The following is a 22,298-nucleotide window of genomic DNA, read 5'->3' on the forward strand; positions in this document are numbered from 1 at the left end:
TTCGTCGGGCTTAAAAAGCGACCTGGGCCGAGAGGTAGTACCCGGTCTGCTTCCGGCTGCCGGTGGTGGCAGGCACGATCACGCCCAGGTCCACATACGCCAGCGTGAGCGAAAGGTTTTTGGTCGGTGCCCAGGCAATAAAGATGTCTTTCCAGTCTTCAGAGCGCAGGCCGTTGCCCAGGCCGGCCGCGCGGCCGGCGCCCTCGAGCTTGTTGCGCATAAAACGGTATTCGGCGCCGATGGCGATGTTTTTGCTGAGCAGGTAAGCCACCGAGAATTCCGGTTGCAGCGTGTACTTGTCTTCGCTGCCGCCCAGCGTGGCGCCATAGCCCAGCAGGCCGTTCTGGTTGGCCTTGGTTGCGCGCAGCGTGCCGTTGAGCAGCAGGCTCTGGCCCAGGAAGAGTTTGGTGGCGCTGACATACACATCCACGCCGTGGCGTTTGGCGCCCAGTGCGGTGAGCGTAGGGTCCAGCCCGGTGGAGCCCAGCGTCTTGTACTGCACGCCCACTGCCACCTGCGGCATCAGCGTGTCGCTGTCCAGGACGGCATCGCCCAGCACGCGAACCTTGGCGCCCACGATGGTCTGTTTCAGGTGCAGCCCGGGCAGGCCCAGGGCCACGCCGGTGCCGCGGGTGTTGAAGTCCTGCTGCGCAATCGACAGCTCGTAGCGGTCATGGATGCCGACGGCCGCGCCGTACACATTCAGGCCGTAGTCGGTGGTGCCGGCGTGGGTGACGTAGGCAGAGCCGCCAATTTCGCCCGCCGTGGCGTTGCTGCCGATGACGGCCCAGGGCGTGAGGCCGCCGCCGGCCGCGCCTTCAATGGTGCTGACACCGCCGGTCAGCAGCAGTTTGCCGGTGTCGGCGTGGGCGCCGGCGCAAAGCAGGGTGAGCAGGCTGGCAATCAGGGGGGGTGATACGGAGTGGCGCATGGTGATCCTGTGGGTGGAAAGGAAAAAGCCGGTTGCCGGCGTCAATGGAAGTGAACCTGTGTGGAATACGGAAAACCGGATTCACTGGATTCAATGAAACGAAAAAAAGATGCGAAAAGAAGCGGGGTCGCTCTTCGAAAGGCTGAATCCGCGGGCCGGCCGTCAACGTATTCAGAACAGCTTGCGGGATGGCCTGGCAGATTGCATGGCTTTCCCACCCGTCAAAACCAGTGTCTGGAGTGCCGAATGCCTGCTTGTTCCCTGTTCATGCGCAATGCGCGTCATCTTTTTAGTACCGTGGCGGCACTGACGCTCTTTGGCGTGAGCGGTGCCCCGTTATGGGCCCAAACGGCGTCCGGACGCGAATGGGTCACGCCGCCGCCCGGCAACGTGGCGCGCGGCCTGGCCCTGTACCAGGCGCGCTGTACGGCATGCCATGCCGTCGACAGCAACAAGATCGGGCCCGCGCACCGCGGTGTGATGGGCCGCCGCGTGGGCAGCCTGCCTGGGTACAAATATTCGGACGAACTGGCGCGCTCGCGATTGCGCTGGACGCCGCAAACCCTCAACGCGTGGCTGGAAGACCCCGAGCAGCTGGTGGCCGGCCAGCGCATGGGCTTTCAGGTGGAAAGCGCGGCGGAGCGTGCTGACCTGATCGCATACCTCGCTACGCTGAAGTGAACAGGCTGCTATCAATTCAGGAGCTGCTTGCGCCAGTCCTGCCTGCCTGGAAGGCCTTTTCTTCATAAACTCTTTGTTCCATGCCCGCCCATGAGAGAAACGCCAGTCCGCCCTGATGCCGCAGCAAATGGGGCCCTGTGGGGACTGCTACCATCGCAGCCATGAAACGACGCGACTTTCTGGCCACCACCACACTCGCTTTTACCGGAGGATTTGCCATGGCCGATGTGCCCAAAGTCCAGTCACTGGATGAAGCGCTGCGCTGGCTGGACAAGGTTGACCAGGCCGCCAGCGTCAAAACCACCGGCCAATGGCCCCTGGTGTCGGTGCTGGAGCACATGGCGCAAAGCGTGGAAATGAGCCTGGACGGCTTTCCGCAGCCGAAAAGCGCGGTGTTCCAGAGCACGGCGGGCGCTGCGGCTTTCGCCTTTTTCAAATGGCGCGGGCAAATGAGCCACAGCCTGAGCGAGCCCATCCCGGGTGCTGCGGCGCTCAGCCGTGAGGGCGACTGGCGGCCCGCGTCGGCGCGGCTGCGCGCGGCCATTACCCGCTTCGCTGGGCACCAGGGCCCGCTCAAGCCGCACTTTGCCTACGGCGCGCTCAGCAAGGCTGATTTTTCACTCGCGCATACCTTCCATATCGCCAACCACCAGGATGAGATTGTCCTGGTAGCGCGCTAGGCACTGCTTAGAAGAGCTGGTCGGTTGCTATTGAATCAGGAGCTGCTCGCGCATGTCCTGATTGGGCTGCAGACACTTTTTGTTCGTAAATACCCTCTTCGCCGGGCTTGGCCAGCGTGGAAGCGCGAACACCGAGCAGGCGCAGTTTTTTGTCCAGCGGCACCCGCTTGAGGCACAGCCCCGCCAGCTGGCGGATGGTTTTCCCGTCCGCGGTGTAGGTGTCTGAGGTCTGGTCGCGTGTCGCGATCTTGAAGTCGTCGTAGCGCAGCTTGATGCCGATGGTTTTGGCCACGTAACCCTTGCGTTGCAGGTCTTCGCCCAGCCGTTCGCACAGGTCGGTAAAGATGGCGCCCAGCGTCGCCTTGTCGCGCACCGCATGCAGGTCGCGGTCAAAAGTGGTTTCGCGGCTCATGCTGACGGGTTCGCTCTCGGTGACCACCGGTCGGTCGTCGCGGCCCCAGGCAGCCTCGTGCATCCAGGCGCCGGTGGCCTTGCCGAAGTTGTCGATCAGCCATTGCGGGTCTTGCGCGGCGAGCTCACCGATGGTGTGAATATGGAGCTTCGCGAGTTTGTCGCCGGACTTCGGGCCGATGCCGTTGATCTTGCGTACGTGCAGCGGCCAGATTTTTTCCTGCAGGTCTGTTTCGTAAATGATGGAAATGCCGTTGGGCTTGTTGAACTCACTCGCCATCTTGGCCAGCAGCTTGTTGGGCGCCACGCCGACGGAGCAGGTCAGGCCCGTCTTTTCAAAAATCGCTTTCTGGATGAGCCGGGCCAGCACGCGCCCGCCTTCACGCTGGCCGCCGGGTACGTCGGTGAAGTCGATATAGACCTCGTCCACGCCGCGGTCCTGCATGAGCGGCGCGATGTCGGTGATGGTGCTTTTGAAGAGCTGGGAGTATTTGCGGATTTCCGAAAAATCGACCGGCAGCACAATGGCCTGCGGGCACAGCCTGGCGGCCTTCATCATGCCCATGGCCGAGCCCACGCCGAACTGCCGTGCCGCATAGGTGGCGGTGGTGATGACGCCGCGGCCCACATAGTCCTTCAGCAGCGGAAAACTTTCCACCGGAATGAAGCGCAGCGCGCGCTCGCCCTGCGCCGCCCGCAGCTCCTCGTCAACCTTGCGCCAGCCGCCGCCTATGACGACCGGCAGGCCCTTGAGCTGCGGGTAGCGCAGCAACTCGACGGAGGCGAAAAACGCGTCCATGTCGAGGTGGGCAATGCGGCGGATTTTGGGTGCGGGGGAGGGGAACGGGGCGCTCACCCGGTAAGCATAGCAATTCGCAATGCCTTGCGCGCGGTCGCCCCGACACGATTTGGCCCTATTTGGCCGGCTCAGCCGCAAGGCTCGTGCGCTCCTTGGTACGGCGCCGGCCAGGCCTTTCGGGCAGCGGTAAGCGGGCGTAAACGGCACTCAGGAAGCGCGGCGCTCTGGCATCATGGCCGGCTTGCCCACTCCTCTTGTCGAAAGTGAAACGCCATGCCCTCCCACGCCACCGGAAGTTTTGAAGTCATGCTCGCGCCGCAATCGCTGGCGAATGCCGATGCCGGCCCGCTGATGGGCCGGCTGTCCATCAACAAGACCTTCAGCGGCGACCTGCAGGCCACCAGCCAGGGCGAGATGCTGAGCGCCGGCACGGCAGTCAAAGGCTCGGCCGGTTATGTCGCGATGGAATGCGTGACGGGCACGCTGCACGGCAAAAGCGGCAGCTTTGTTCTGCAGCACAGCGGCACCATGAACCGTGGTGCGCCGCAGCTGGCGGTGAACGTGGTGCCTGATTCCGGCACCGGCGAGCTCACGGGCCTGAGCGGCACGCTCACCATCCAGATTGCCGACGGCAAGCATTCGTATGCGATGGACTATGAGATATCGCCTCAGGCTTGAGTGAGCGAAATAGGCGTGCCTCAACTTCACCGATTCTGGTTTTCTTTCGAAGACCTCCCACCCTTTTCCATATTGGGCGCTGGTTGTGGCGTAACTGCCTATAGCCATGACGACGCGGTTCAAATACTGAAGGACCGCGTGTTTCAGCAGTCGTTGCCGGCCTGCTCCGTGATTGCGGATGTTGATGTCAGCACGCTGGACGAGAACCACGTGCGGCCCAATATAGGGGTGGTGACACAACGCGGTGTGTGGTTTCCGTTGGGTTATTGAGCGGCTTGGTACCCAAAGACTTACCTGCCGCTTTCCGTCCTCAACTCAGGTCATGTGCGCTGGCAGCATAGGCCAGCTGGTAGCGGCCGGCCAGCGCACCGGGCTGGGCGCCGTGGCGCTCGATACCTTCGCCGAGCGCCTCCTGCTGCAGGGCGTCCAGCGCCGACGCTGCATAGGCGACGGCGACCACGACCCAGTCGGCCGCCTTGTCCTTGCCGCCGCGAATTTGCTGCTCCTTCGTGCTGGCGGCCTGTGGTGTTTCCGTGCGCAACACATGGAAAGCGACGCCACCGGGCTGATTGACGAATGCCGCTCCCCTTGCCGAGAAGTGGCTTAACAATTCGGCATCGCGGCCTTCTGCAGGCGACAGCCGCAAGGTCAGCGCAAGGCGGCCGATGCCGCCCCCCGCGCTGTGCAGCAGACGGCACTGGCTTCTCACCATGTCCCTATGGTGCGGCATCATCTTCGTGGACCAGGGCGTCGGGTTGTTCAGGCGTTCCAGGTAGCCGCTAGAGGTCAGGGTCTCATAGTCCTCCAGTTCATACAGCACGAAAAAACCTTCCGCGCTATCGACGCTGGACCAGCGTGAGCCGCGCAGAAAACCGGGGATGCCCATGCGCTCGGGAAAGTGTTCGTGCGAATGCCAGTGCTCGAACTCTTCACGGTGTTCAGCCGCCATGTTCCACCACATGGCGACGGCGGCTTGTCCCAGGAAGGCCATGGTGTTTACCGCCTCAGGCTCAGTAAGTACCGGGCACAAAGATGCTGGTGTCCACCGCCTTGATGTCGGTACGCCCGCAAAAGGCCATGGTCAGGTCCAGCTCCTTGTGGATGATCTGCAGCGCCTTGGTTACGCCTTCTTCACCCATGGCGCCCAGGCCGTAGAGGAAGGCGCGGCCGATGTAGGTGCCCTTGGCACCCAGGGCGGTGGCTTTCAGCACATCCTGGCCGGAGCGTATGCCGCCGTCCATGTGCACCTCGATCTGGTTACCGACTGCCGCGACGATCTCGGGCAGGCAGGAAATGGAAGACATCGCGCCATCGAGCTGGCGGCCGCCGTGGTTGGAGACCACCAGCGCATCGGCGCCGGAATTGACGGCGAGCTTCGCGTCTTCAACGTCCTGGATGCCCTTGAGGATCAGCTTGCCGCCCCAGCGTTTTTTGATCCACTCCACGTCTCCCCAGTTGAGGGCCGGGTCGAACTGTTTGGCCGTCCACTCAGAGAGCGAGCCCATGTTCTCGACACCCTTGACGTGACCCACGATGTTGCCGAAGCCGTGGCGGCGGGTAGCGAGCATGCCCAGGCCCCAGCGCGGCTTGGTCATCAGGTTGAGGATGGTCGACAGCGTCGGCTTGGGCGGTGCGCTCAGGCCGTTTTTCAAATCCTTGTGGCGCTGGCCGAGGATCTGCAAATCGAGCGTGAGCACCAGTGCCGAGCAATTGGCTGCCTTGGCGCGGTCGATCAGGCTTTCAATGAAAGCGCGGTCCTTCATCACGTAGAGCTGGAACCAGAAGGGGTGGCGGTCTGTGCCGGTGGCCACGTCTTCGATGGAACAGATGCTCATGGTCGAGAGCGTGAAGGGGATGCCGAATTTTTTGGCAGCGCGGGCGCCCAGGATTTCGCCATCAGCGTGCTGCATGCCTGTGAGGCCCGTGGGCGCGATGGCAACCGGCATGGCTACCGGCTGGCCGATCATCGTGGTCGCTGTGCTGCGGTTTTCCATGTTGACGGCCACGCGCTGGCGCAGCTTGATCTTCTGGAAGTCGCTTTCGTTGGCGCGGTAGGTGCTTTCCGTCCACGAGCCGGAGTCGGCGTAGTCGTAAAACATGCGGGGCACCCGCTTTTTGGCCAGGACGCGCAGGTCTTCGATGTTGGTGATCACGGGCATGGGGTCTCCAGACGACAGTTTTTTTGGGGAAGCTGCCGCCATGGTAGCGCCCGTGTTTGCGTTCTTGCGTGAATTCTGGTCCCGAGGCTTTGAAATTATTGATAAGCCACTGTCCCGCATAATCTGCGCCGGTGCGCCCCCGGGGGCGCTACCTCAACAAAAAGCGGCGACCAGGGCCTGTTCGCCAATACAAGGGAATTACTTATGCAACGCACTCTCTTCACACTGATTCCAGTCCTGACGCTCGCACTGCTGGCCGGATGTACCCGCATTGAAACCGGCGAAGTGGGCTTGCGCATCAACTTTGACAAAACCACAGACCCGACCGAGCGTCTGCCGGGCTCCTTTAACCAGACGCTGATCGGCGATATCCTGACCTTCAAGATTCAGGACGTGGCGGTGGCCGTGGACAACATGACCCCGCTGGCGTCCGACAACTCAACCGTCAAGGACTTTGACATGACGGTGGTCTATAACGTCAATCCGACGGCCGTTTCCGAGCTATGGACCACCAAAAACCGGACCTTCCATGGCCTGTCGGACAAAGGCGGCGATATCCTGCTGATGCAGAACTATGTGGCGATGAGCGCGCGCAATGCGGCTTACAAGGTGGCGCGCGAATATGAATCGCTCAAGATGGCCGACAACCGGCCGGCGATTGAGCAGAAAATCCGCGAAAACGTCATCAAGACGCTGACCGAGGAAAAGCTGGCGGACAAGATCACGGTTTCCCAGATCCAGGTACGTGCCATTACCCCCGCCGATGTGATTGTTCAGAGTGCCAACGAACTGGTGCGGGCGCAGAACGAGCTGAAAACCAAAGAGGTCGAGGTGCAGACCGCCAAAAAGGAGGCTGAGCGCATTGCTGCCTTGAACGCCAACGCGGGCGCGATTGGCTACATGAACGCCATGGCCAACCTGAAGATCGCCGAAGGCGTTGCCGCAGGCAAGGTGCATACCATTGTGGTGCCCTATGACTTCAAGGGCATCGTGAACGCAAAATGAGCCTGGGCCGGCGGCGCGCATCCCGCGCTGGCGGGGCTGAAATTATTTCCACACCCCCGCCGCCGCCGCCGCCGTCTCTTACCAGCTGCCGGACGACCCACCACCGCTGCTGGAGCCACCCGACGAACTCCGGCTGCTCGAGCTGGAGCTCGAACTGCTGCCCGACGAGCTGCTGCCATCCCGGTCATCGCGCCCACTGCTGCTGCCGGAACCCCCCGTGAAGAAGCCGAACAGCATCGCCAGCCCGAATGCCATGCCTGTCGGCATCCAGGATTCCCAGTCAGTTAGAAGCAGGTCTGGCGGGTTTTGAAACGCCACATACCCCACAACGCAGGCCACCAGGGCGCTGCGCACGCCAAACTCCACCAGGCTGCGTTTGTAGGCCGCGCGCATACCCATGGCGATCAGGCCGAGCAGTAAACAGCCTATACCGCCTCCCAGGGCGTAGAGCAGGCCCAAACCGAAGCGGTTGGCGCCCACCACGAAGGCAATGCCGACCATGGCGCTGATCGCCAGTGCGATACCACCCGTCACCAGGCGCACCGTGCGGGAACGGCCGCAGCCGAACCCCAGCGCAAACGCCAGCGGCACGGGGAAAGAGAGCAGGATGGCGCCGATGGCGGGACTCTTCAGGACAACCACCGCCACCGCCGGGACGGCCGCGACGACGCCGACCGTCACCGGCCACTTCCAGGTGCGGCGCGCCCGAACCACGCCCACGGCAAAACCCCACAGCAGTGCGGCAATAAAAGCCCAGCCAAAGGGCGTGATGCCACCGCGGCTCGCTTCCGGGGGGTCAATGTCGCCCCGCACCAGCGCGCCGATGTGGCTGATGGCCGCTTCCAGTCCGCCCGCGTAGTCGTTCTTGCGAAACCGCGGCTTCATGTCCTGGTCGATGATGCGGCCCGCCAGCACGTCGGGCACGGTGCCCTCCAGGCCCTGGCCCACCTCGATGCGCATGCGCCTGTCCTCCAGTGCCACCAGGATCAGGATGCCGTCGTCGCGCTGGGTGTCGCCGAGTTTCCATTTCTCAAACACGCGCGTGGCGTATTCCTCGATGGAGTCTTCGCCCGTGGTCGGCAGCATGTACACGACGACTGCTGCGCGCGTGTCTGCTTCGATTGCCAGGATTTGTTCGTTCAGGGCCGCGACCTGGGCTGTGTTCAGCGTGCCGGTGGTGTCGAGCACGCGCGCGCTGTAAGGCGGAACCTGCACCCGGACGGCACCGGCGGGCGTGGCGATTTGCGCGGTATCGCTCGGCGTGGCTCCCTGTGCGGCATCGGACGGCACGTCTGTCTGTCCGGCACGCGCCGGTGCTGCCATGGCATCACCCGCCGCCAGCATGCACAGCGCCACCCACAGAACAACCAGCGTTCTATAGAAAAAACGCCGGGTTTCAGCCGCTGAAGGAAATAACGGGGCGCGTTGAAGGTGAAGCATGGAAGGTTTGGGGTAGAGCATGGCCGGTACAGCGTTGTCGGATGCCGGCGCTGGAAAGATCAACGTGCCGCAGTCGCGCCGCCGCGCACGCTGGCTTCGCGCACACCGGCACCGCGCACTTCGAGCCGTATCTCGTCGGCCACCTTGCCGCCGGCATCGACCAGTTGCACCACATGCCGGCCCGGCCAGGGCATCCACTGCGCTTGGGCCCCGCGCGCAAACTCCTTGCCGTCCATCAGCCAGCGCGTGCCGCGGCCTTCGGCGCTGAAGCTGACGCGCTGGTGTTTCGGCGGGATGTCCGGGTCCAGGGCAATGATGGTGCCGGAGGCAGGGGCGGTGATGCGGGGCGGGGCGTCGGGTTCGGCAACCGGTTTTCTCAAGCCATTTCGTGCTGTAGCCCTTTCAGATCGGGCGCTACCAGCTCCTGAATTCATAGCAAAAACGGTTTGCTCCGTGCCTTTCAGGAACCATTCGTTGCGGGCTGCTTCGAGCGGCGTGCCGCCCTGGTTGCCAAACCGGGTCTGGCTTTGCACCAGGCCGGCGGGCGGCAACGGCGCGCGGCTGGGTTCGGTTTTATGCAGGTAATTCATCACCGCCGCCCAGATGGGGGCGGCGCCCGTGGTGCCGCTCACGTCCCACATGGGCGCGCCGCTGGCATTGCCCACCCACACGCCCACGGTGTAGCGCTGCGAGAAGCCCATGGCCCAGTTGTCGCGCATGTCCTTGCTGGTACCGGTTTTCACGGCGCTCCAGAAGCGGGTGGCCAGGATGCTGTCGGTGCCGAAGGTGCGGGCGCGCGCCATCGGGTCGGCCATGATGTCGGTGGCGATAAAGGCCGCGCGTGCATCCAGCGCGGGCTTGAAGACCGGTTTGGGGTTTCTCGCCAGCGAAGTCGCGCTGTAGCGACCGCCGTTGGCCAGCGTGCGGTAGGCATTGGTGAGGGACAGCAAAGACACCTCGCTGCTGCCCAGCGCCAGGCTGTAGCCGTAATAGTCACCCGACTCCTTGAGCGGCAGGCCCACGGCTTTGAGCTGTTTGTGAAAGGCATCGGGCGTCACCATCACCAGCGTACGCACGGCCGGCACGTTCAGCGACGCACCGAGTGCGGTGCGGGCCGATACCAGGCCCTTGAACTGGCGGTCGTAGTTTTGCGGAATGTAGAGCCCGCCCGCGGTCTGGATCTGCGAGGACGAATCTTCGAGCAGCGACGCTGCGGTGATGCGGCGCTCGGCAATGGCCTCTGCATACAAAAACGGCTTGAGCGTGGAGCCCGGCTGGCGCAGTGCCATCACACCGTCGACTTCGGCGGCGCCGCTCAGTTCGCCCGACGAACCTACCCAGGCCAGCACCTCGCCGGTGGCGTTGTCCAGCACGACAATGGCGCCGTCTTCGACGTGGCGGCCGCGCAGCTCGCGCAGCTGCTGGGTCAGGGTCTGCACGGCAAAACGTTGCAGCGGCGCGCGTGCGGTAGAAACCAGCGTGCGGGGCACGCCCGTACGCCCGGGGGTATCGGCCTGGGCCGCGAGCAGCCGGCGCGCCAGGTGCGGCGCCACGCCTTCACTCGGGTCAAACGCCTTGCGCTGCAGCGCGGCAGTGGCAAGCAGGTCCAGACCCTCGCAGTCGGCCTTGGCCGGCGCTTGCATGGTTTTCAGCACGCCGCAAGCTCGCTGTGACACCTGCGCGGCCTTGGCGTTGGGCGCACGCACCAGCGCGGCGGCGATCGCGGCCTCGCGCTCATCCAGCCCATGCGCAGCCTTGCCAAACAGTGTGCGGCTCAGCGCGTCGATGCCGACAAGTTCGCCGCGAAACGGCACAAGATTCAGGTATGCCTCCAGGATCTGGTCCTTGCGCCAGCGTGCCTCCAGCACCTGGGCCGACACGGTCTGCCCCACCTTTTGCGCCATGCTGCGGCCACCCGCACCGGCGCGCCAGTCCTCGTCGAGCAGTCCGGCCAGCTGCATGCTGAGGGTGGAAGCGCCGCGGGTTTTGGTGTTCCACAGATTGCCCCAGGCCGCTGCAGAGACAGCGCGCCAGTCCACACCGCTGTGCTCGTAAAAGCGCTTGTCCTCACTCAGAATCAGTGCCGTGCGCAGGGCCGGCGACACATCGGGCAGCGCTACCCACTGGCCGCGCCGCACGGCGCTGTCGATGCGCAGGCGCTGGATGACTTCACCACTGCGGTCGAGGATGAGCGTGTCGGAGGGGCGGAAGTCGCGTTTGACTTCGTCGAAGGTGGCGACGGCATGGGCAGGCGATATCGCCCCGCCCGCCAGAGCAAGGGCCAGCGTCAAGCTTGTGAAAATGCGTTTCGGCTCGCGATTCATTTCTTTGTGCAAAGTCTCAGGTTGGTCCGGGTGGCTTGCACCACCGGCAGATAGGCCTCTGAATCGCTAGGAGGGTAGCTCCCCTTGATTTCATCGTCAGACTTTGCGGCGTCAGGCGCGAGGCCTTGCAAAGTCTTGATGCAGGCCGCGCGGTCACCCAGCTTGAATTGTGTGAGAGCAAGGTCGTTCAATACCCAGGCCGATTCAATCCAATGGAGGAATGACTTGCACTGCATTGCAACAGGCTGGATCACAGCCAAGGCGGCAGCGTAGTCTTTCGCCACATAACTCTTCTTGAAATTCTTCTTCGACTCATTAATGCTCTTGCGCACGCAAAGAGGCTCAGGCTTGCGGTACGTCCCCTCAAACCATGCCCGCATGCCGCAGAAATCGCGGCATGCGTCGGCGCCGTTGGTTGAGACCTTGACATCCTGGCCCTCGGTCTTGAAGCTCACCTGGCATGCGGATTTCCCGATCTTCGACTTGCCATCGACGATCACGCCGTCCAGGTCGCATACGTGTGCGTTGGCTCCCGTGGTCTCTATCGCGAACTTTCCGCGCGGCTGAACCCGCAGCGTGCCCGATGCACCGTCACTGATCACGTATTCACCCTCGGCAGGCGTGCTGAACTGTGCAAGGACCAGGTTGGCGCCCAGGAGCATGAATGCATAAAGGGCAAGTTTCACTTTGACGCCTCCAGTCTTTTTCATGCCGGCAACCCAATCTTCGTCGCCGCGTTGAAGAGCTGGAACAGCTGCGCCTGCCACGGCCCCTCGGATTCCACCGCGGTCTGCACCAGCACAGTTTGCGTCACCCGGTCTACCAGCACGCGCTGTCCGTGGTGGCCATTCATCATCATCCAGCTGCCGTCGGCCTTGGGATGCCAGAAGAAATTCTTGTAGCCGAAGCCGCGCATGGCCGTGCCGTGCCGGACTTGCGCATCGGCGGCCGACCATGAGGAGCATTCGTCTATCCATTTTTTGCTGACGACCTGGCGGCCTTCCATGGCGCCGTCCTGCGCGATCAGCTGCGCCAGGCGCGCCCAGTCGCGCAGCCGCGCGCCAAAGCCTATGCAGTTGAACTCCTTGCCTTTGCTGTCGCACAGCCAGCTGGCGCCGCCCTCTGCGCCCAGCGGCTGCCACAGGGCTTCTTCGCAAAAGGCCGCCAGCGGTTTGCCGGTGACCTGGCGGATGACCATGCCGATGGTCAACGGGCACAATTCGTTGTAGTTGTAGCGTGTGCCGGGTGGCTCCTGCACGGCGTTCCAGCCGCGCACCACGGTCTCCAGGTCGCTGCCGCTGCCGAGGAGGGCTTGCGGGTAGATCGTGGGGTTGTCGCGGTCGTGCAGGATGGCCGCGCCGCTGGACATATTGGCCAGGTGGCGCAGGGCAATACCGCCGTGCAGCGTGCCCTTCAGTTCGTCAACGTACATCTGCGGCGTGTCGTCCATGGAACGGATCAGGCCGCGGTCCAGGCAGATGCCCAGCAGCAGGGACGTCACGCTCTTGGCCATGGACCAGCTCGTCATGCGCATGTCGGGTTTGCGGTCGAACTGGTAGGACTCCAGCAGCACCGTACCCTTGCGCGCGATGAGCAGGCCGGTCACCGGCCAGGCCTTGAGATAGTCCGCCGCCGATTGCGCGACCGGCGCGAAGGCCTGGAGGCTTTCGGCCGATGCCGCCTTCAGCGTGGAAGCCTGCGCGGGCGCGGCGATGGGTCGCGCCCGGAACATGGTTTCATAGCCGCCGGAATAATTTCCGACGCGGTAGTCCTTGTCGGTCCAACTGCGGTTGCCGCCCCAGCCGGCCGGGTAGCCGGAGCGTTGCTGCCAGTCGGCGGCGGCCGCGGCCGCCCCGCGCGGCAGGGCAATGCCCGCAGCCAGTGCGACGGCCAGGGAACGCCGCTGGATCATTTTGCGGCTTCCACCTTCACCCGTGCATTCGGCGACTCGCCAAACATCTCGGGCGCATACATGGCCTCGACCCGGCTAGGCGGCAGAGCGAAGTCACCGACGTTGTTCAGTCGCACGGTGTATTCCATCTTCACCACACCCTTGGGCAGGTATTCGTAATAACTGCGGAAGGCCTCAAAGCTGCGCTCTTCAAACGCCGGCCAGCCCGCACCGGTTTTCTTTTCGCCGCTGGTGGCAATTTCGGAATCACGGCCCAGACCGCCGCCGAGGATCGTTGCGCCGCCCGGCACCGGGTCGCTGATCACAACCCAGGTCATGTCGGCGCTGGCGTTGACTTCGAGCGTGATGCGGATCACGTCGCCGCGCGTGTAGACGCCTTTGACGGCCTGCTCCACCGGGGTGATCGTTTTCTTGATTTGGTAGCCAGCGTTGAAAGGCGCCTTCAGCTGGATGGCCGCGATGGATTGCAACGTGAGCCACGGTTTCCCGGGGCCTTGATGCGTCACGGTCAACGTGTCCTTCGCTGCGCTGCCCCAGGGCAGGAACATGCTGTTGTTGCGCAGGTTGCCGGGCGAAGCCGGTGCGCCGAAGAAGGTGGTCTGGTTGGGTGCGCCGGCTGCGTCGGTTGCCTTGACGCGGTCAACCTTGGCCCAGTCCACGCTCGCTACGCTGGCGGCTGCCGCTGCCAGCGTCGCCTTGGTCACGCCCGCTACCGGCGTGGCTTCAAACCTGGCCGAGAACTTGTCGAGGGCCAGGCCACCCCACAGGTTGGCCGTGGTGGTGTGCCACGCACCCTTTTGCTGGCGCGCGATAAAGCCGTTGGCCAGGCGGCCCATGTCGTCTTTCCAGGCGGGGTCGTCCATCACGGCCAGCATCAGGCGCGCGGTGTTCACATCACCGTTGGTCATCAGCCACCACCAGTAGTCGTCCTTCTCGGTGCTGAAGATCAGCTTGGTGCCCTGGAAGGACAGGCGCGAACGCAGCACCTGGTTGGCTTCGGCGATGCGCTGCTCACGCTGCGGCACATCGGCCACGCGTTTCAGGATATTGAGCCAGTCGATCACCGCGTGTGTGGGCCACTGGTTGGGCGCAATCGTGATGCTGCCCAGCATGCGGCCCTGCGCCTTGCCGTAGCGCGAGAGCGCTTCCAGCGCGGCCAGCTTGCGCACGTCGAGGTCTTTGCGTGGGCTCCAGAACTCGCGCTGGATACGGCCTTCCACAAACGCGATCAGGCCGCGCTCCATGGGGGCGCGCGCATCGTCGGGCAGGGCAAACGCCGGGTTGAGGCCAGAGGCTTCGTGCGTGGCGGCCAGCAGGTAGGCCGTCAGTGCATCGCTGCCGCGATTGGCTTCGCCGTCGCGCGGCGGGAAGTAATTGGCCAGGCCATCACTGTCCAGGTAGCTGGGCAGTTGTGCCAGCACGGTCTGCCAGAGCTTGCTGTCGCGCAGTCCCACCGACTTGCTGGTTTTTTGCTCCAGGCAGATGAACGGGTACATCGCGAAATAGTCGCGCACGCCGTCCATGCCTTCGGCCAGTTTCGGCTGCAGCGACATCTTCAGGCCGCCGCGGCCGGGCAGGGCGTCAGCCGGCGGGTTCACGTCCAGCGTGAAGCTGCCGTCGACCTGCACCAGTGTGGCTTGCTGCACGGTCAGTGGTACGGCCGGGATGATGCGCTGACGCGCCTTGAGGCCGTCGCGTGCGCCGGAAATCGTGTCTTTGGCCTCGATCTCCCACAGGATGGCTTCGGCGCGTGTGAACGCGAGCTGCGCCGGCGCGGTGACTATCCAGGCCACCTCACGCGCTTCGCCCGCGGGGATGTCTACCATTTGCGGTTTCAGGTCCAGCATCGTGGCGCGCGGGCTCACTTCCACCTTCATGGCCACCTTGGTGGTGTTGCGCAGCGTCAGTTGCGCGCGGAACTGGTCGTCTTCCCGCACCAGTGGCGGCAGGCCGCTGATGATTTGCAGGTCCTGTGTGGCCTTGATGCTGGTCTGGCCCGTGCCGAAGAGGCCGGTGCCTGCGTCAGCCACTGCCACAATCTTGAAGGTGGTCAGCGCGTCATTGAGCGGCACCATCACCACGGCCTGGCCGTTGGCGTCCAGTTGCACCTTCGGGTTCCACAACAGCAGGGTATCAAGCAGTTCGCGTGTGTTGCTGCGCCCGCCGCCACCGCCGGCTGCTACAGCCTTGCGGCCGAAATGCCTGCGCCCGATGATTTCCATTTGCGCGGTCGAGGTTTCCACGCCCCAGGCGCGGCGCTGCAACATCGCATCCAGCAGGTTCCAGCTGCTGTTGGGCATCAGCTCCAGCAGGGCCTGGTCTACCGCGGCCAGCGCCACTTCGGCATTGGCGGCCGGCTGCCCATTGGGCAGCTTGGCGGTAATGGTTACCTTGGCCTGGCTGCGCACGGCATAGCTTTCCTTGTCGGTTTTCACGCTGACGTCGAGCTGGTGCGCCTTGGTGCCCACACGTATTTCAGCCACGCCCAGGCGGAAGGCCGGTTTGCTCAAGTCGACCAGCGCAGTGGGCGCGACGTATTCACGGCCTTCGTACCAGAAGGATGTCCACCATTCACGTGGTGCCTTGTAGCCCCAGGTGAAGAAGCTGTACCAGGGCACTTCGCGCAGCCGGCCGCGCAGGGCCAGCACGCTCACGTACACATTCGGCCCCCAGCCTTCCTTGATCTGCAGGTTCACCGTCGGGTCCTGGCCGTTGAGCTGTACCACCTGGGTTTCAACAATGCCCTCACGCTCAACGGCGACCAGTGCCGTGGCAAACCGGAAGGGCATGCGCACCTGGAACTTGGCGGTTTCGCCGGGCTGGTAGCTTTTCTTCTCGGGCAGCACGTCCATGCGGTCGTGGTCTTCACCGCCAAACCAGAGCTCGCCCTGGCGGGTGACATACACATTGCTGGCGGCCTGGATGGTGTTGCCGTCCTTGTCCTTGGCCGTCACGATGAGTTCGACCTCACCGGGTTCACCGAGCTTGGTCTCGCACAGCAGCAATCCGCGCGAATCGCTCTTGCCGCTGCAGACGCTGCCGAGGTCTTTGACCTCAGTTTTGTTGTCGTAGGTGTAGAAGCCGCCCACCATGCGCTTGCGGCTGGTGGTGGTGATGCGCGCCACGGCCTTCACCTCGAGCGACACGCCAGGGGCGATCTTGCCGGTCAGGTCAAGCGCCAGCGCCTGGAACTTGATCTTCTGGCTGGAAGACACCCAGCCTTCAGTCTTGATGCCCGCCACCACAGCCGCCGGCCAGACGGTGGAAGTGCTGCGAATGGTCTGCACTTCGCCGTTCGGGTCGGCATAGGTGGCTTCCATCAGCAGCTCCTGCGGCTGCCTGCGCTCGGGAATGTCGTTGATGGTGAGCTTGCCTGCGCCATTGCGGTCCAGCGTCAGCGGGAGTTTGTCGGCAATCACGCGCTGGTCCTGCGAAGAGGTGCTTTCCTCTTCGCCCTGGTTGCCGGCGCTACCGCGGCCGGTGCTCGGTGGCGAGAAGTTGAATTCGTCGAAATCGCTGTAGCTCAGGGACTTGCCGCGCACCAGCGCCGACACCCGTACGGGCAGGGCCACGGCGCCGCCGCCCGCCACGTAATTGATCTGCACGTCGGTTGGCACGGACTTCACATTGACGAGTGGCTTTTTATCGGAAGGATTGATGCGGCCTTCAAGCACCGGCAAACGGAACTCTTCCACACGGAACTGCCCGCTGGAAAAACTGCGCTCGCGGCTGCCGCGTTCGCCCTTGAGCTGCACTTCATACACACCCAGCTTGGCAGCAGGCGGAATGGCAAAGGTGTTTTCGGCGCTTTGCCCGCCCGTGGCGGTCTTGCGCCAGGTGATCGGCTGGGTGTATTGCTGGCCGCTGCCGACATGCGTGATGACCAGCGTGGCGGGTGCGCCCTCGGGCAGGCCAAAACCCTTGCTGGTTTCGGTGCGCAGCAGGTGTTTCATCGACACCGTTTCGCCGGCGCGGAACAGCGTGCGGTCAAAGACAGTGTGTGCCCGTTCGTTGGGCAGCGGGTCGCGGCTGGTCGGCACATTGAAGCGCCAGGGTTCAATGCCCTTGTGCCAGTCGCTCCAGGTGAAGGCGAGGTCTTCAATGCCGGCCACTGTGCTGCGCGCGCTCACGAAATAGGCATTGGCGGAGTCGCTGCCTGGGCAACGAGGCGGCTCGGAAGACAGGCCGCTGAAATTGGCGATGCCCTGTGCGTTGGTGACAGCCTTGGCGATCTCGGTGCCGTTGCAGCCCGAGACGCGCACCGTGGCGCCAGCCACCGGGGCGCCCTTGTCGAGCGTGGTGACCCAGGCCAGCGAGTTCTCGCGGCCCAGCTTGAAGTGCACGCCCAGGTTGGTCACCAGGGCGGAAGTGCGCACATACATGGTCCGGCTATTGCCGTAGCGTTCGTCGAGCAGCGAGCTGCCCAATTTTTGCGAAGCGATCTCGACCACGTGAAAACCGGGTGCCAGCGGGATGCCGACCACCTCAAACGGACGTGGGTCGGTGCCTGCGGCGGGCTTGGGCAGGTCCAGTGTCTTCACGCCGGCCTGGCCGGCCAGCAGCGAGACCATGCGCGACTGCACGTAGTCCCGGTCGCGTGATTCGAGTGGTTTGGGTAGCGGCCCCTTGATATCAGCAGCCGCTGCCTTGCGTGAAACCTGGTAGTCGTCGTAGCGCTGTACCTTGCGGAACCAGGCAATGATGTCGGCGTCGGTGCGGGGCTGGAGGTCGCTGACCTTTCCGGCCGGTGCCGCGCCGGGTGTGAGCCCTTTCACGGGCAGCAGGGCTTCGACATTGCGCAGCGTGACGGGCAGCAGGGCCGGGTCGCCCGGTTTGGTGTTGGGTTCGGCAAAGCGTTCGACGATGCCGAAGGGAGAGGCGGCGAACTTGGCCAATGGCGGCATGGAGCCTGTAGCCACCTTGAGCGGGAAGCTGTCGGCATTGCGCAGCGTGCGGCCCGAAGCATCCTTGAAACCTCTGGGCAGCTCCAGCATGAATTGCCCCTGTTCAGGAAACAGCGGCTTGAAGGTCACGTTGCTGACCAGGCTGTCGCCGTCACTGTTGCCTTCCTCGAAGGCGGGCTTGAACGTGTCCTTGTCGCCCTTCAGGCGTATGGCCTCGGCCAGCTTGCGCGGCACGGGGGTGTTGAAGTTCAGGGTCATGGGCCGCATCGGCAGGCAGGCCGACTGGGCGTTTTCGCGTTCGCAGGTGAAGCTGGCCGCAAACGGCTCGCGTACCTGGAAGTTGTAGCGTTTTTCCACCGAATTGGGTATGCCGCTGGGTGTGCTGACGCCTTTGCCGTACACCAGCTGCACTTTGGCAGCCGATGTCAGGCGCCGGTTGCAGGTCAGGGTGGCGTAGCGCAGCGGATCCTGGGCTGCAGCCTTTTCCAGGCCCAGCGACTTGAGCAGTTCGTTGCGCTCGTTACCGTCGATGAGCTTGACAGGAACACGTTCACCCAGGCCTTCCACGTTGCACCAGACGTTTTCGCGAATGCTGGCCAGTGTGGCGGCGCCGTTGAACTGCAGCACGAAGTACTGTTCTTCGTCGATGCGCTCATAGGTGCCGGGACGGAGGTTCTGGATGAAGGGGCCGCCAGTATTGAATTTATAGGAAGTGTTGCCGCCCACGGGCTGGCTTTTGGGCGACTTGAAGGTGCTGACCACCTGCACCGAACAACTCACGCCAGGTGGCAGGTCGTTTTCAAATTCGAACGCCCATTCGCGTTCATTGATCCAGCGGCCGGAGCCCTTGGTGGCCTGTGCATCACTACAGCTTAGTGACAGCGGGGCAGGCGCCTTGGGATCGCCGAAATTGACGGCGCCTTCGTCAAATTTGGCGACGATTTGCCTGACACGGGCGACTTCGCCTTGCGGCGAAAGGCTGGTGATTTGCAGGGCATGGGCATGCAGCGAGACAGCCGCGATCAGTGCCAAAGCGGCTTTTTTCATTATTGGGCTCACGTTTTCCTCTCCTTCGGGAGGCCAAGCGTAGCCGATTTGGATGTAACAAAATGTCCCGTGAAATGGGCGAAAACCGCTCAAAAAAAAGCGGGCCTGGAGCCCGCTGGTGTGATTTTCAGAGGGCCTCCAGCAAAAAGCGGAGAGCCCCTGCGTCAGGATGCTCAGCTGAAGTTCACCGGCACAAAAATTTTGCTGTCGCCCCGCTGTATCAGAAGCGCCACGGATTTCTCTGCTTTGGCCACGGTGGCGCGCACCTGGTCGATGTTTTTCACCGGAACGCCGTTGATGGACAGCAATACGTCGCCAACCTGCACCCCGGCCATTGCCGCCGGGCCGCTGGCCTGTTGGACCACCAGGCCGTTGTCCACGCCGGCTTCCTGCTTTTCATCGGGCTGCAGCGGGCGCAGCGCCAGGCCCAGCTTGCCCTGGTTGGGCGTGTCCTTTTTGGCTGCGGCCTGGGCCGTCTTCTCGTCGGCATTGGCCAGCCTGGCAGTGACCACCTTGGCGGCGCCCTGCCGCCAGATGTCCAGCCGGATGCTGTCGCCGGGCGCTGCCAGGCCGATCAGCGCGGGCAAGTCGCCCGAGGACACGATGGGCTGGCCGTTCACGCCGCGGATCACGTCACCCGACTGCAGGCCGGCCTTGTCCGCCGGGCCGCCTTTTTCCACACTCGAAACCAGCGCGCCTTCGGGCTTGTCCAGCTTGAAGGAGTCGGCAAAGGACTGGTTGACCTCCTGCACCGCTACCCCCAGGCGCGCATGCTCGACCTTGCCGGTCGCCACGATCTGGTTCTTGATCCGAACGGCCACGTCGACCGGGATGGCGAAAGACACGCCCTGGTAGCCGCCGCTGCGGGTGTAGATCTGCGAATTGATGCCCACGACTTCGCCGCGTGCGTTGAACAGCGGGCCACCCGAGTTGCCCGGGTTGACGGCCACGTCGGTCTGGATGAAAGGTACGGCGCTGTCGTCAGGCAGCGAACGGCCCTTGGCGCTGACCACGCCGGCGGTCACGGTGTTTTCAAAGCCGAAGGGCGAGCCGATGGCCAGCACCCATTCGCCGACCTTGAGCTCGCTGATCTTGCCGAGCGTCACCACGGGCAGGTTTTTGGCGTCAATGCGCAGCACCGCCACGTCGGTCTTGGGGTCGGCGCCCAGCACCTTGGCGCGGTATTCGCGCCGGTCGGTCAGCTTGACGGTGACCTCTTTTGCATCGCGCACCACGTGGGCGTTGGTCAGGATGATGCCGTCGGGGCTGACGATGAAGCCCGAACCCTGACCGCGTGTGGGCATTTCCTGTTGCTGGCCGCCGCGGCCGCCACGGGCCCCCGGGCCCTGCTGGAAGCGTTTGAAGAATTCGAAGAACGGATCACCGGAGGGCGTGTCGTCGTCATCGCCGTCGTCCTGTGCCATCGGGGAGTCGTTTCGTACTTTGGTGATGCCGGTCACGCTGATGTTGACGACCGCCGGGCCGTAGCGTTCGGTGATCTGCGAGAAGTCGGGCAGGGCCATGGGCACCGAGGCTGTGGTGCCGGCGGTGATGGCCGGGGGGACGGCTGCCGTGGCGGCAGGGTGCACAGCATTAAGCGCACTGACGCCGGCGCCACCGATGGCGCCCGCAGCCAGAAGTGCAGCGACAAGCCGGGTATTTTTCAATGCTTCAGATTTCATGGATGGGCTTCCTTGCGTTGAGGGCACACACCGGTGCCGATGGGTACAACTATGGGGCGGCAGCCTTAGGCGGGGCTTAAATTTGCGCGACACAGGAAGGGCAGCGCTGCGGGCGTGAATTTTGATAAAAAGTGGCTGTAGACCACAATAGTACTGCGCGAGCAGCTATAAAAATGGTAGCAAATGATGGCTGCTAGCCGGTGATCTCGCCCGCCGGAAACCGGACTTCAATCCGCAGTCCACCCAGGCGGTCTGACGTGCCGAGCTGTAGCGTCGCGCCGTGCCGCTCGGCAATCACCTTGACGATGGCCAATCCGAGGCCGCTGCCGGCTTCCGGAGAGATCGCCGATCCAGCCGACCCGCCCGCCGTGTCCGTGACGCTGGCGGCACGAAAGAAGCGGTCAAATACGCGGTGGCGGTCTTCTGCGGCGATGCCCGGGCCGCTGTCTTCCACCGTCAATTCCGGCTGTCCGTCCTGCACGCCCACCGACACATCGACCTGGCCCGCCACCGGCGTGTACTTGACGGCGTTGTCCAGCAGGTTGCGCAGCAGGATGCGCAGGGCCTCGCTCTGGCCCTTCACCTGCACAGGCTGCTGAGGCTCGCTGCCCGCCAGGCCCAGGTCAATTTGCCTGTGGCCGGCATGGGGTAATACATCGGCCACGGCCAGCTTCACCACGTCACGCAGGTCCACAAAGGCGGCAGCGGCAGGTGCCTGGCCTGAATCGGCTCCGGCTTGTGCCGTGCCGGCGGCTTCTTCGCGGGCCAGCACCAGCAGCTGCTCGACCAGCCGTATCGCCCGGTCTATGCCCTGGTTCAACCGGCCAATAGCGGCCTCCCGTGCCGCAGGTTCTTCGTCGTTTCGGCGCAGGGCCTGCGCCTGCAGCTTGAGCGCCGTCAGCGGCGAGCGCAATTCGTGCGCCGCATCAGCCACAAAATGCCGCTGCGCCTCGAAAGCGCCGCGCACCCGGCCGAACAGCAGGTTCAGCTCTTCCACTAGCGGCCGCACTTCGTCGGGCAGGCCGTCGTCGGCCAGCGGCGACAAATCGTCGGCCGGGCGCCCGGCCACCTGTCGCCGGGCACGCTCGACAGGCGCCAGCGAACGGCTGATGACCCACCACACGGCCAGCATGAGCAGCGGGGTTAGGTAGGCAAAGGGCAGCACGGCGCGCACAGCCAGCGTGCGGGCGCGCGCCGAGCGGGCGTCCAGGTCTTGCGCAATCTGCACGGTTTGCAGCGCGGTCTGCAGGGTGTAGACGCGGTACCGGTTGCCGTGCGCTTCGACGTCCGAAAAGCCGAGCACTGCGCGCGGCGGAAGCGCCGATCGGGTGGAGCGGAAAATCTGTGTGCCGTCCTGGCCCCAGATCTGCACGTAGACCTCGAAGCGGTCGTCTTCGTCGGTCTCGTCCAGGGGAATGTTGAGTGGAATGCCGCTGCGCAGTGAGCGCGCCATTTGCTGCAAATGGTCGTCGAACATCGCGTCGGCCTGCTGCAGTGCGCCGCGATAGGCGGTGGCCGCCTGCAGCAAGGCGGCCAGGAAGATGGCGGCCAGCACGAACCATAGCAGCCTTCTTCTCAGGGAGTGACTTGCCGGCTTCCTCATTGCTTGGGCACCAGGTACCCCAGACCGCGCACGGTCTGGATC

The 22,298-nt window shown here is 63.9% G+C and carries 16 protein-coding genes; 5 read left to right on the top strand and 11 right to left on the bottom strand.

All coding sequences use genetic code 11. The features are described 5' to 3' along the window. Positions 1 to 10: 10 nt before the first annotated feature. Positions 11 to 931 carry a DUF3034 family protein gene (locus AC1DWQ_RS20315; RefSeq protein WP_477671263.1) on the bottom strand — a complete coding sequence of 307 codons (921 nt, stop codon included), beginning with the start codon at positions 929 to 931 and terminating at the stop codon, positions 11 to 13. A gap of 246 nt (positions 932 to 1,177) precedes the next feature. On the opposite strand from AC1DWQ_RS20315, the gene AC1DWQ_RS20320 reads away from it, so the two are divergent. Continuing rightward, positions 1,178 to 1,612: a c-type cytochrome gene (locus AC1DWQ_RS20320; RefSeq protein WP_477671264.1), complete on the top strand. Its 435-nt coding sequence runs from the start codon at positions 1,178 to 1,180 to the stop codon at positions 1,610 to 1,612. Between the two features lie 161 nt (positions 1,613 to 1,773). After that, a complete protein-coding gene (locus AC1DWQ_RS20325; protein WP_477671265.1) occupies positions 1,774 to 2,292 on the top strand; it encodes a DUF1569 domain-containing protein in 519 nt (172 codons plus the stop codon). 7 nt (positions 2,293 to 2,299) lie between these two features. Here AC1DWQ_RS20325 and AC1DWQ_RS20330 read toward each other — a convergent pair whose 3' ends face one another. Then, complete coding sequence (locus tag AC1DWQ_RS20330) at positions 2,300 to 3,502, bottom strand: Y-family DNA polymerase (protein ID WP_477671266.1); 1,203 nt, start codon at positions 3,500 to 3,502, stop codon at positions 2,300 to 2,302. A gap of 273 nt (positions 3,503 to 3,775) precedes the next feature. On the opposite strand from AC1DWQ_RS20330, the gene AC1DWQ_RS20335 reads away from it, so the two are divergent. Then, positions 3,776 to 4,180, top strand: a complete 405-nt coding sequence (locus tag AC1DWQ_RS20335) for a DUF3224 domain-containing protein (RefSeq protein ID WP_477671267.1) — start codon at positions 3,776 to 3,778, stop codon at positions 4,178 to 4,180. A 138-nt stretch (positions 4,181 to 4,318) separates the two neighbouring features. Continuing rightward, complete coding sequence (locus tag AC1DWQ_RS20340; protein WP_477671268.1) at positions 4,319 to 4,450, top strand: hypothetical protein; 132 nt, start codon at positions 4,319 to 4,321, stop codon at positions 4,448 to 4,450. Positions 4,451 to 4,490: 40 nt separating this feature from the next. Here the strand turns inward: AC1DWQ_RS20340 and AC1DWQ_RS20345 are convergent, their stop codons facing one another. Beyond that, positions 4,491 to 5,171 carry a hypothetical protein gene (locus tag AC1DWQ_RS20345; protein WP_477671269.1) on the bottom strand — a complete coding sequence of 227 codons (681 nt, stop codon included), beginning with the start codon at positions 5,169 to 5,171 and terminating at the stop codon, positions 4,491 to 4,493. Between the two features lie 19 nt (positions 5,172 to 5,190). Next, positions 5,191 to 6,339 (bottom strand): alpha-hydroxy acid oxidase, encoded by a 1,149-nt coding sequence (locus AC1DWQ_RS20350; RefSeq protein WP_477671270.1) that lies wholly within the window; start codon positions 6,337 to 6,339, stop codon positions 5,191 to 5,193. A 204-nt stretch (positions 6,340 to 6,543) separates the two neighbouring features. Here AC1DWQ_RS20350 and AC1DWQ_RS20355 point away from each other — a divergent pair, with 204 nt between their 5' ends. Continuing rightward, positions 6,544 to 7,344 (top strand): SPFH domain-containing protein, encoded by an 801-nt coding sequence (locus AC1DWQ_RS20355; RefSeq protein WP_477671271.1) that lies wholly within the window; start codon positions 6,544 to 6,546, stop codon positions 7,342 to 7,344. 78 nt (positions 7,345 to 7,422) lie between these two features. Here the strand turns inward: AC1DWQ_RS20355 and AC1DWQ_RS20360 are convergent, their stop codons facing one another. From AC1DWQ_RS20360 to AC1DWQ_RS20390, 7 genes are all read right to left on the bottom strand, one after another. Further along, a complete protein-coding gene (locus AC1DWQ_RS20360) occupies positions 7,423 to 8,784 on the bottom strand; it encodes a TPM domain-containing protein (protein ID WP_477671272.1) in 1,362 nt (453 codons plus the stop codon). A 59-nt stretch (positions 8,785 to 8,843) separates the two neighbouring features. After that, positions 8,844 to 11,108, bottom strand: coding sequence for a penicillin-binding protein 1C (gene pbpC, locus AC1DWQ_RS20365; RefSeq protein WP_477671273.1), 2,265 nt, complete (start codon positions 11,106 to 11,108; stop codon positions 8,844 to 8,846). Next, on the bottom strand, positions 11,105 to 11,875 hold the full coding sequence (locus tag AC1DWQ_RS20370; protein WP_477671274.1) for a hypothetical protein: 771 nt from the start codon (positions 11,873 to 11,875) through the stop codon (positions 11,105 to 11,107). Before AC1DWQ_RS20370 ends, pbpC begins: the two co-directional genes overlap by 4 nt. Continuing rightward, a complete protein-coding gene (locus AC1DWQ_RS20375) occupies positions 11,815 to 13,020 on the bottom strand; it encodes a serine hydrolase domain-containing protein (protein ID WP_477671275.1) in 1,206 nt (401 codons plus the stop codon). The genes AC1DWQ_RS20370 and AC1DWQ_RS20375 overlap by 61 nt, the downstream gene beginning before the upstream one ends. Beyond that, a complete protein-coding gene (locus AC1DWQ_RS20380; protein ID WP_477671613.1) occupies positions 13,017 to 18,971 on the bottom strand; it encodes an alpha-2-macroglobulin family protein in 5,955 nt (1,984 codons plus the stop codon). The genes AC1DWQ_RS20375 and AC1DWQ_RS20380 overlap by 4 nt, the downstream gene beginning before the upstream one ends. A gap of 173 nt (positions 18,972 to 19,144) precedes the next feature. After that, positions 19,145 to 20,653: a Do family serine endopeptidase gene (locus AC1DWQ_RS20385; protein WP_477671276.1), complete on the bottom strand. Its 1,509-nt coding sequence runs from the start codon at positions 20,651 to 20,653 to the stop codon at positions 19,145 to 19,147. Positions 20,654 to 20,846: 193 nt separating this feature from the next. Then, positions 20,847 to 22,256, bottom strand: coding sequence for an ATP-binding protein (locus tag AC1DWQ_RS20390; protein ID WP_477671277.1), 1,410 nt, complete (start codon positions 22,254 to 22,256; stop codon positions 20,847 to 20,849). Positions 22,257 to 22,298: the final 42 nt, after the last annotated feature.

Source organism: Polaromonas sp. P2_G11 (assembly GCF_056403595.1).

Coding starts and splice junctions, on each gene's coding strand:
- AC1DWQ_RS20315 (WP_477671263.1), bottom strand. CDS start 931: ATGCGCCACTCCGTATCACCCCCCCTGATTGCCAGCCTGCTCACCCTG.
- AC1DWQ_RS20320 (WP_477671264.1), top strand. CDS start 1,178: ATGCCTGCTTGTTCCCTGTTCATGCGCAATGCGCGTCATCTTTTTAGT.
- AC1DWQ_RS20325 (WP_477671265.1), top strand. CDS start 1,774: ATGAAACGACGCGACTTTCTGGCCACCACCACACTCGCTTTTACCGGA.
- AC1DWQ_RS20330 (WP_477671266.1), bottom strand. CDS start 3,502: ATGGACGCGTTTTTCGCCTCCGTCGAGTTGCTGCGCTACCCGCAGCTC.
- AC1DWQ_RS20335 (WP_477671267.1), top strand. CDS start 3,776: ATGCCCTCCCACGCCACCGGAAGTTTTGAAGTCATGCTCGCGCCGCAA.
- AC1DWQ_RS20345 (WP_477671269.1), bottom strand. CDS start 5,171: ATGGCCTTCCTGGGACAAGCCGCCGTCGCCATGTGGTGGAACATGGCG.
- AC1DWQ_RS20350 (WP_477671270.1), bottom strand. CDS start 6,339: ATGCCCGTGATCACCAACATCGAAGACCTGCGCGTCCTGGCCAAAAAG.
- AC1DWQ_RS20355 (WP_477671271.1), top strand. CDS start 6,544: ATGCAACGCACTCTCTTCACACTGATTCCAGTCCTGACGCTCGCACTG.
- AC1DWQ_RS20360 (WP_477671272.1), bottom strand. CDS start 8,784: ATGCTTCACCTTCAACGCGCCCCGTTATTTCCTTCAGCGGCTGAAACC.
- pbpC (WP_477671273.1), bottom strand. CDS start 11,108: ATGAATCGCGAGCCGAAACGCATTTTCACAAGCTTGACGCTGGCCCTT.
- AC1DWQ_RS20375 (WP_477671275.1), bottom strand. CDS start 13,020: ATGATCCAGCGGCGTTCCCTGGCCGTCGCACTGGCTGCGGGCATTGCC.
- AC1DWQ_RS20380 (WP_477671613.1), bottom strand. CDS start 18,971: ATGAAAAAAGCCGCTTTGGCACTGATCGCGGCTGTCTCGCTGCATGCC.
- AC1DWQ_RS20385 (WP_477671276.1), bottom strand. CDS start 20,653: ATGAAATCTGAAGCATTGAAAAATACCCGGCTTGTCGCTGCACTTCTG.
- AC1DWQ_RS20390 (WP_477671277.1), bottom strand. CDS start 22,256: ATGAGGAAGCCGGCAAGTCACTCCCTGAGAAGAAGGCTGCTATGGTTC.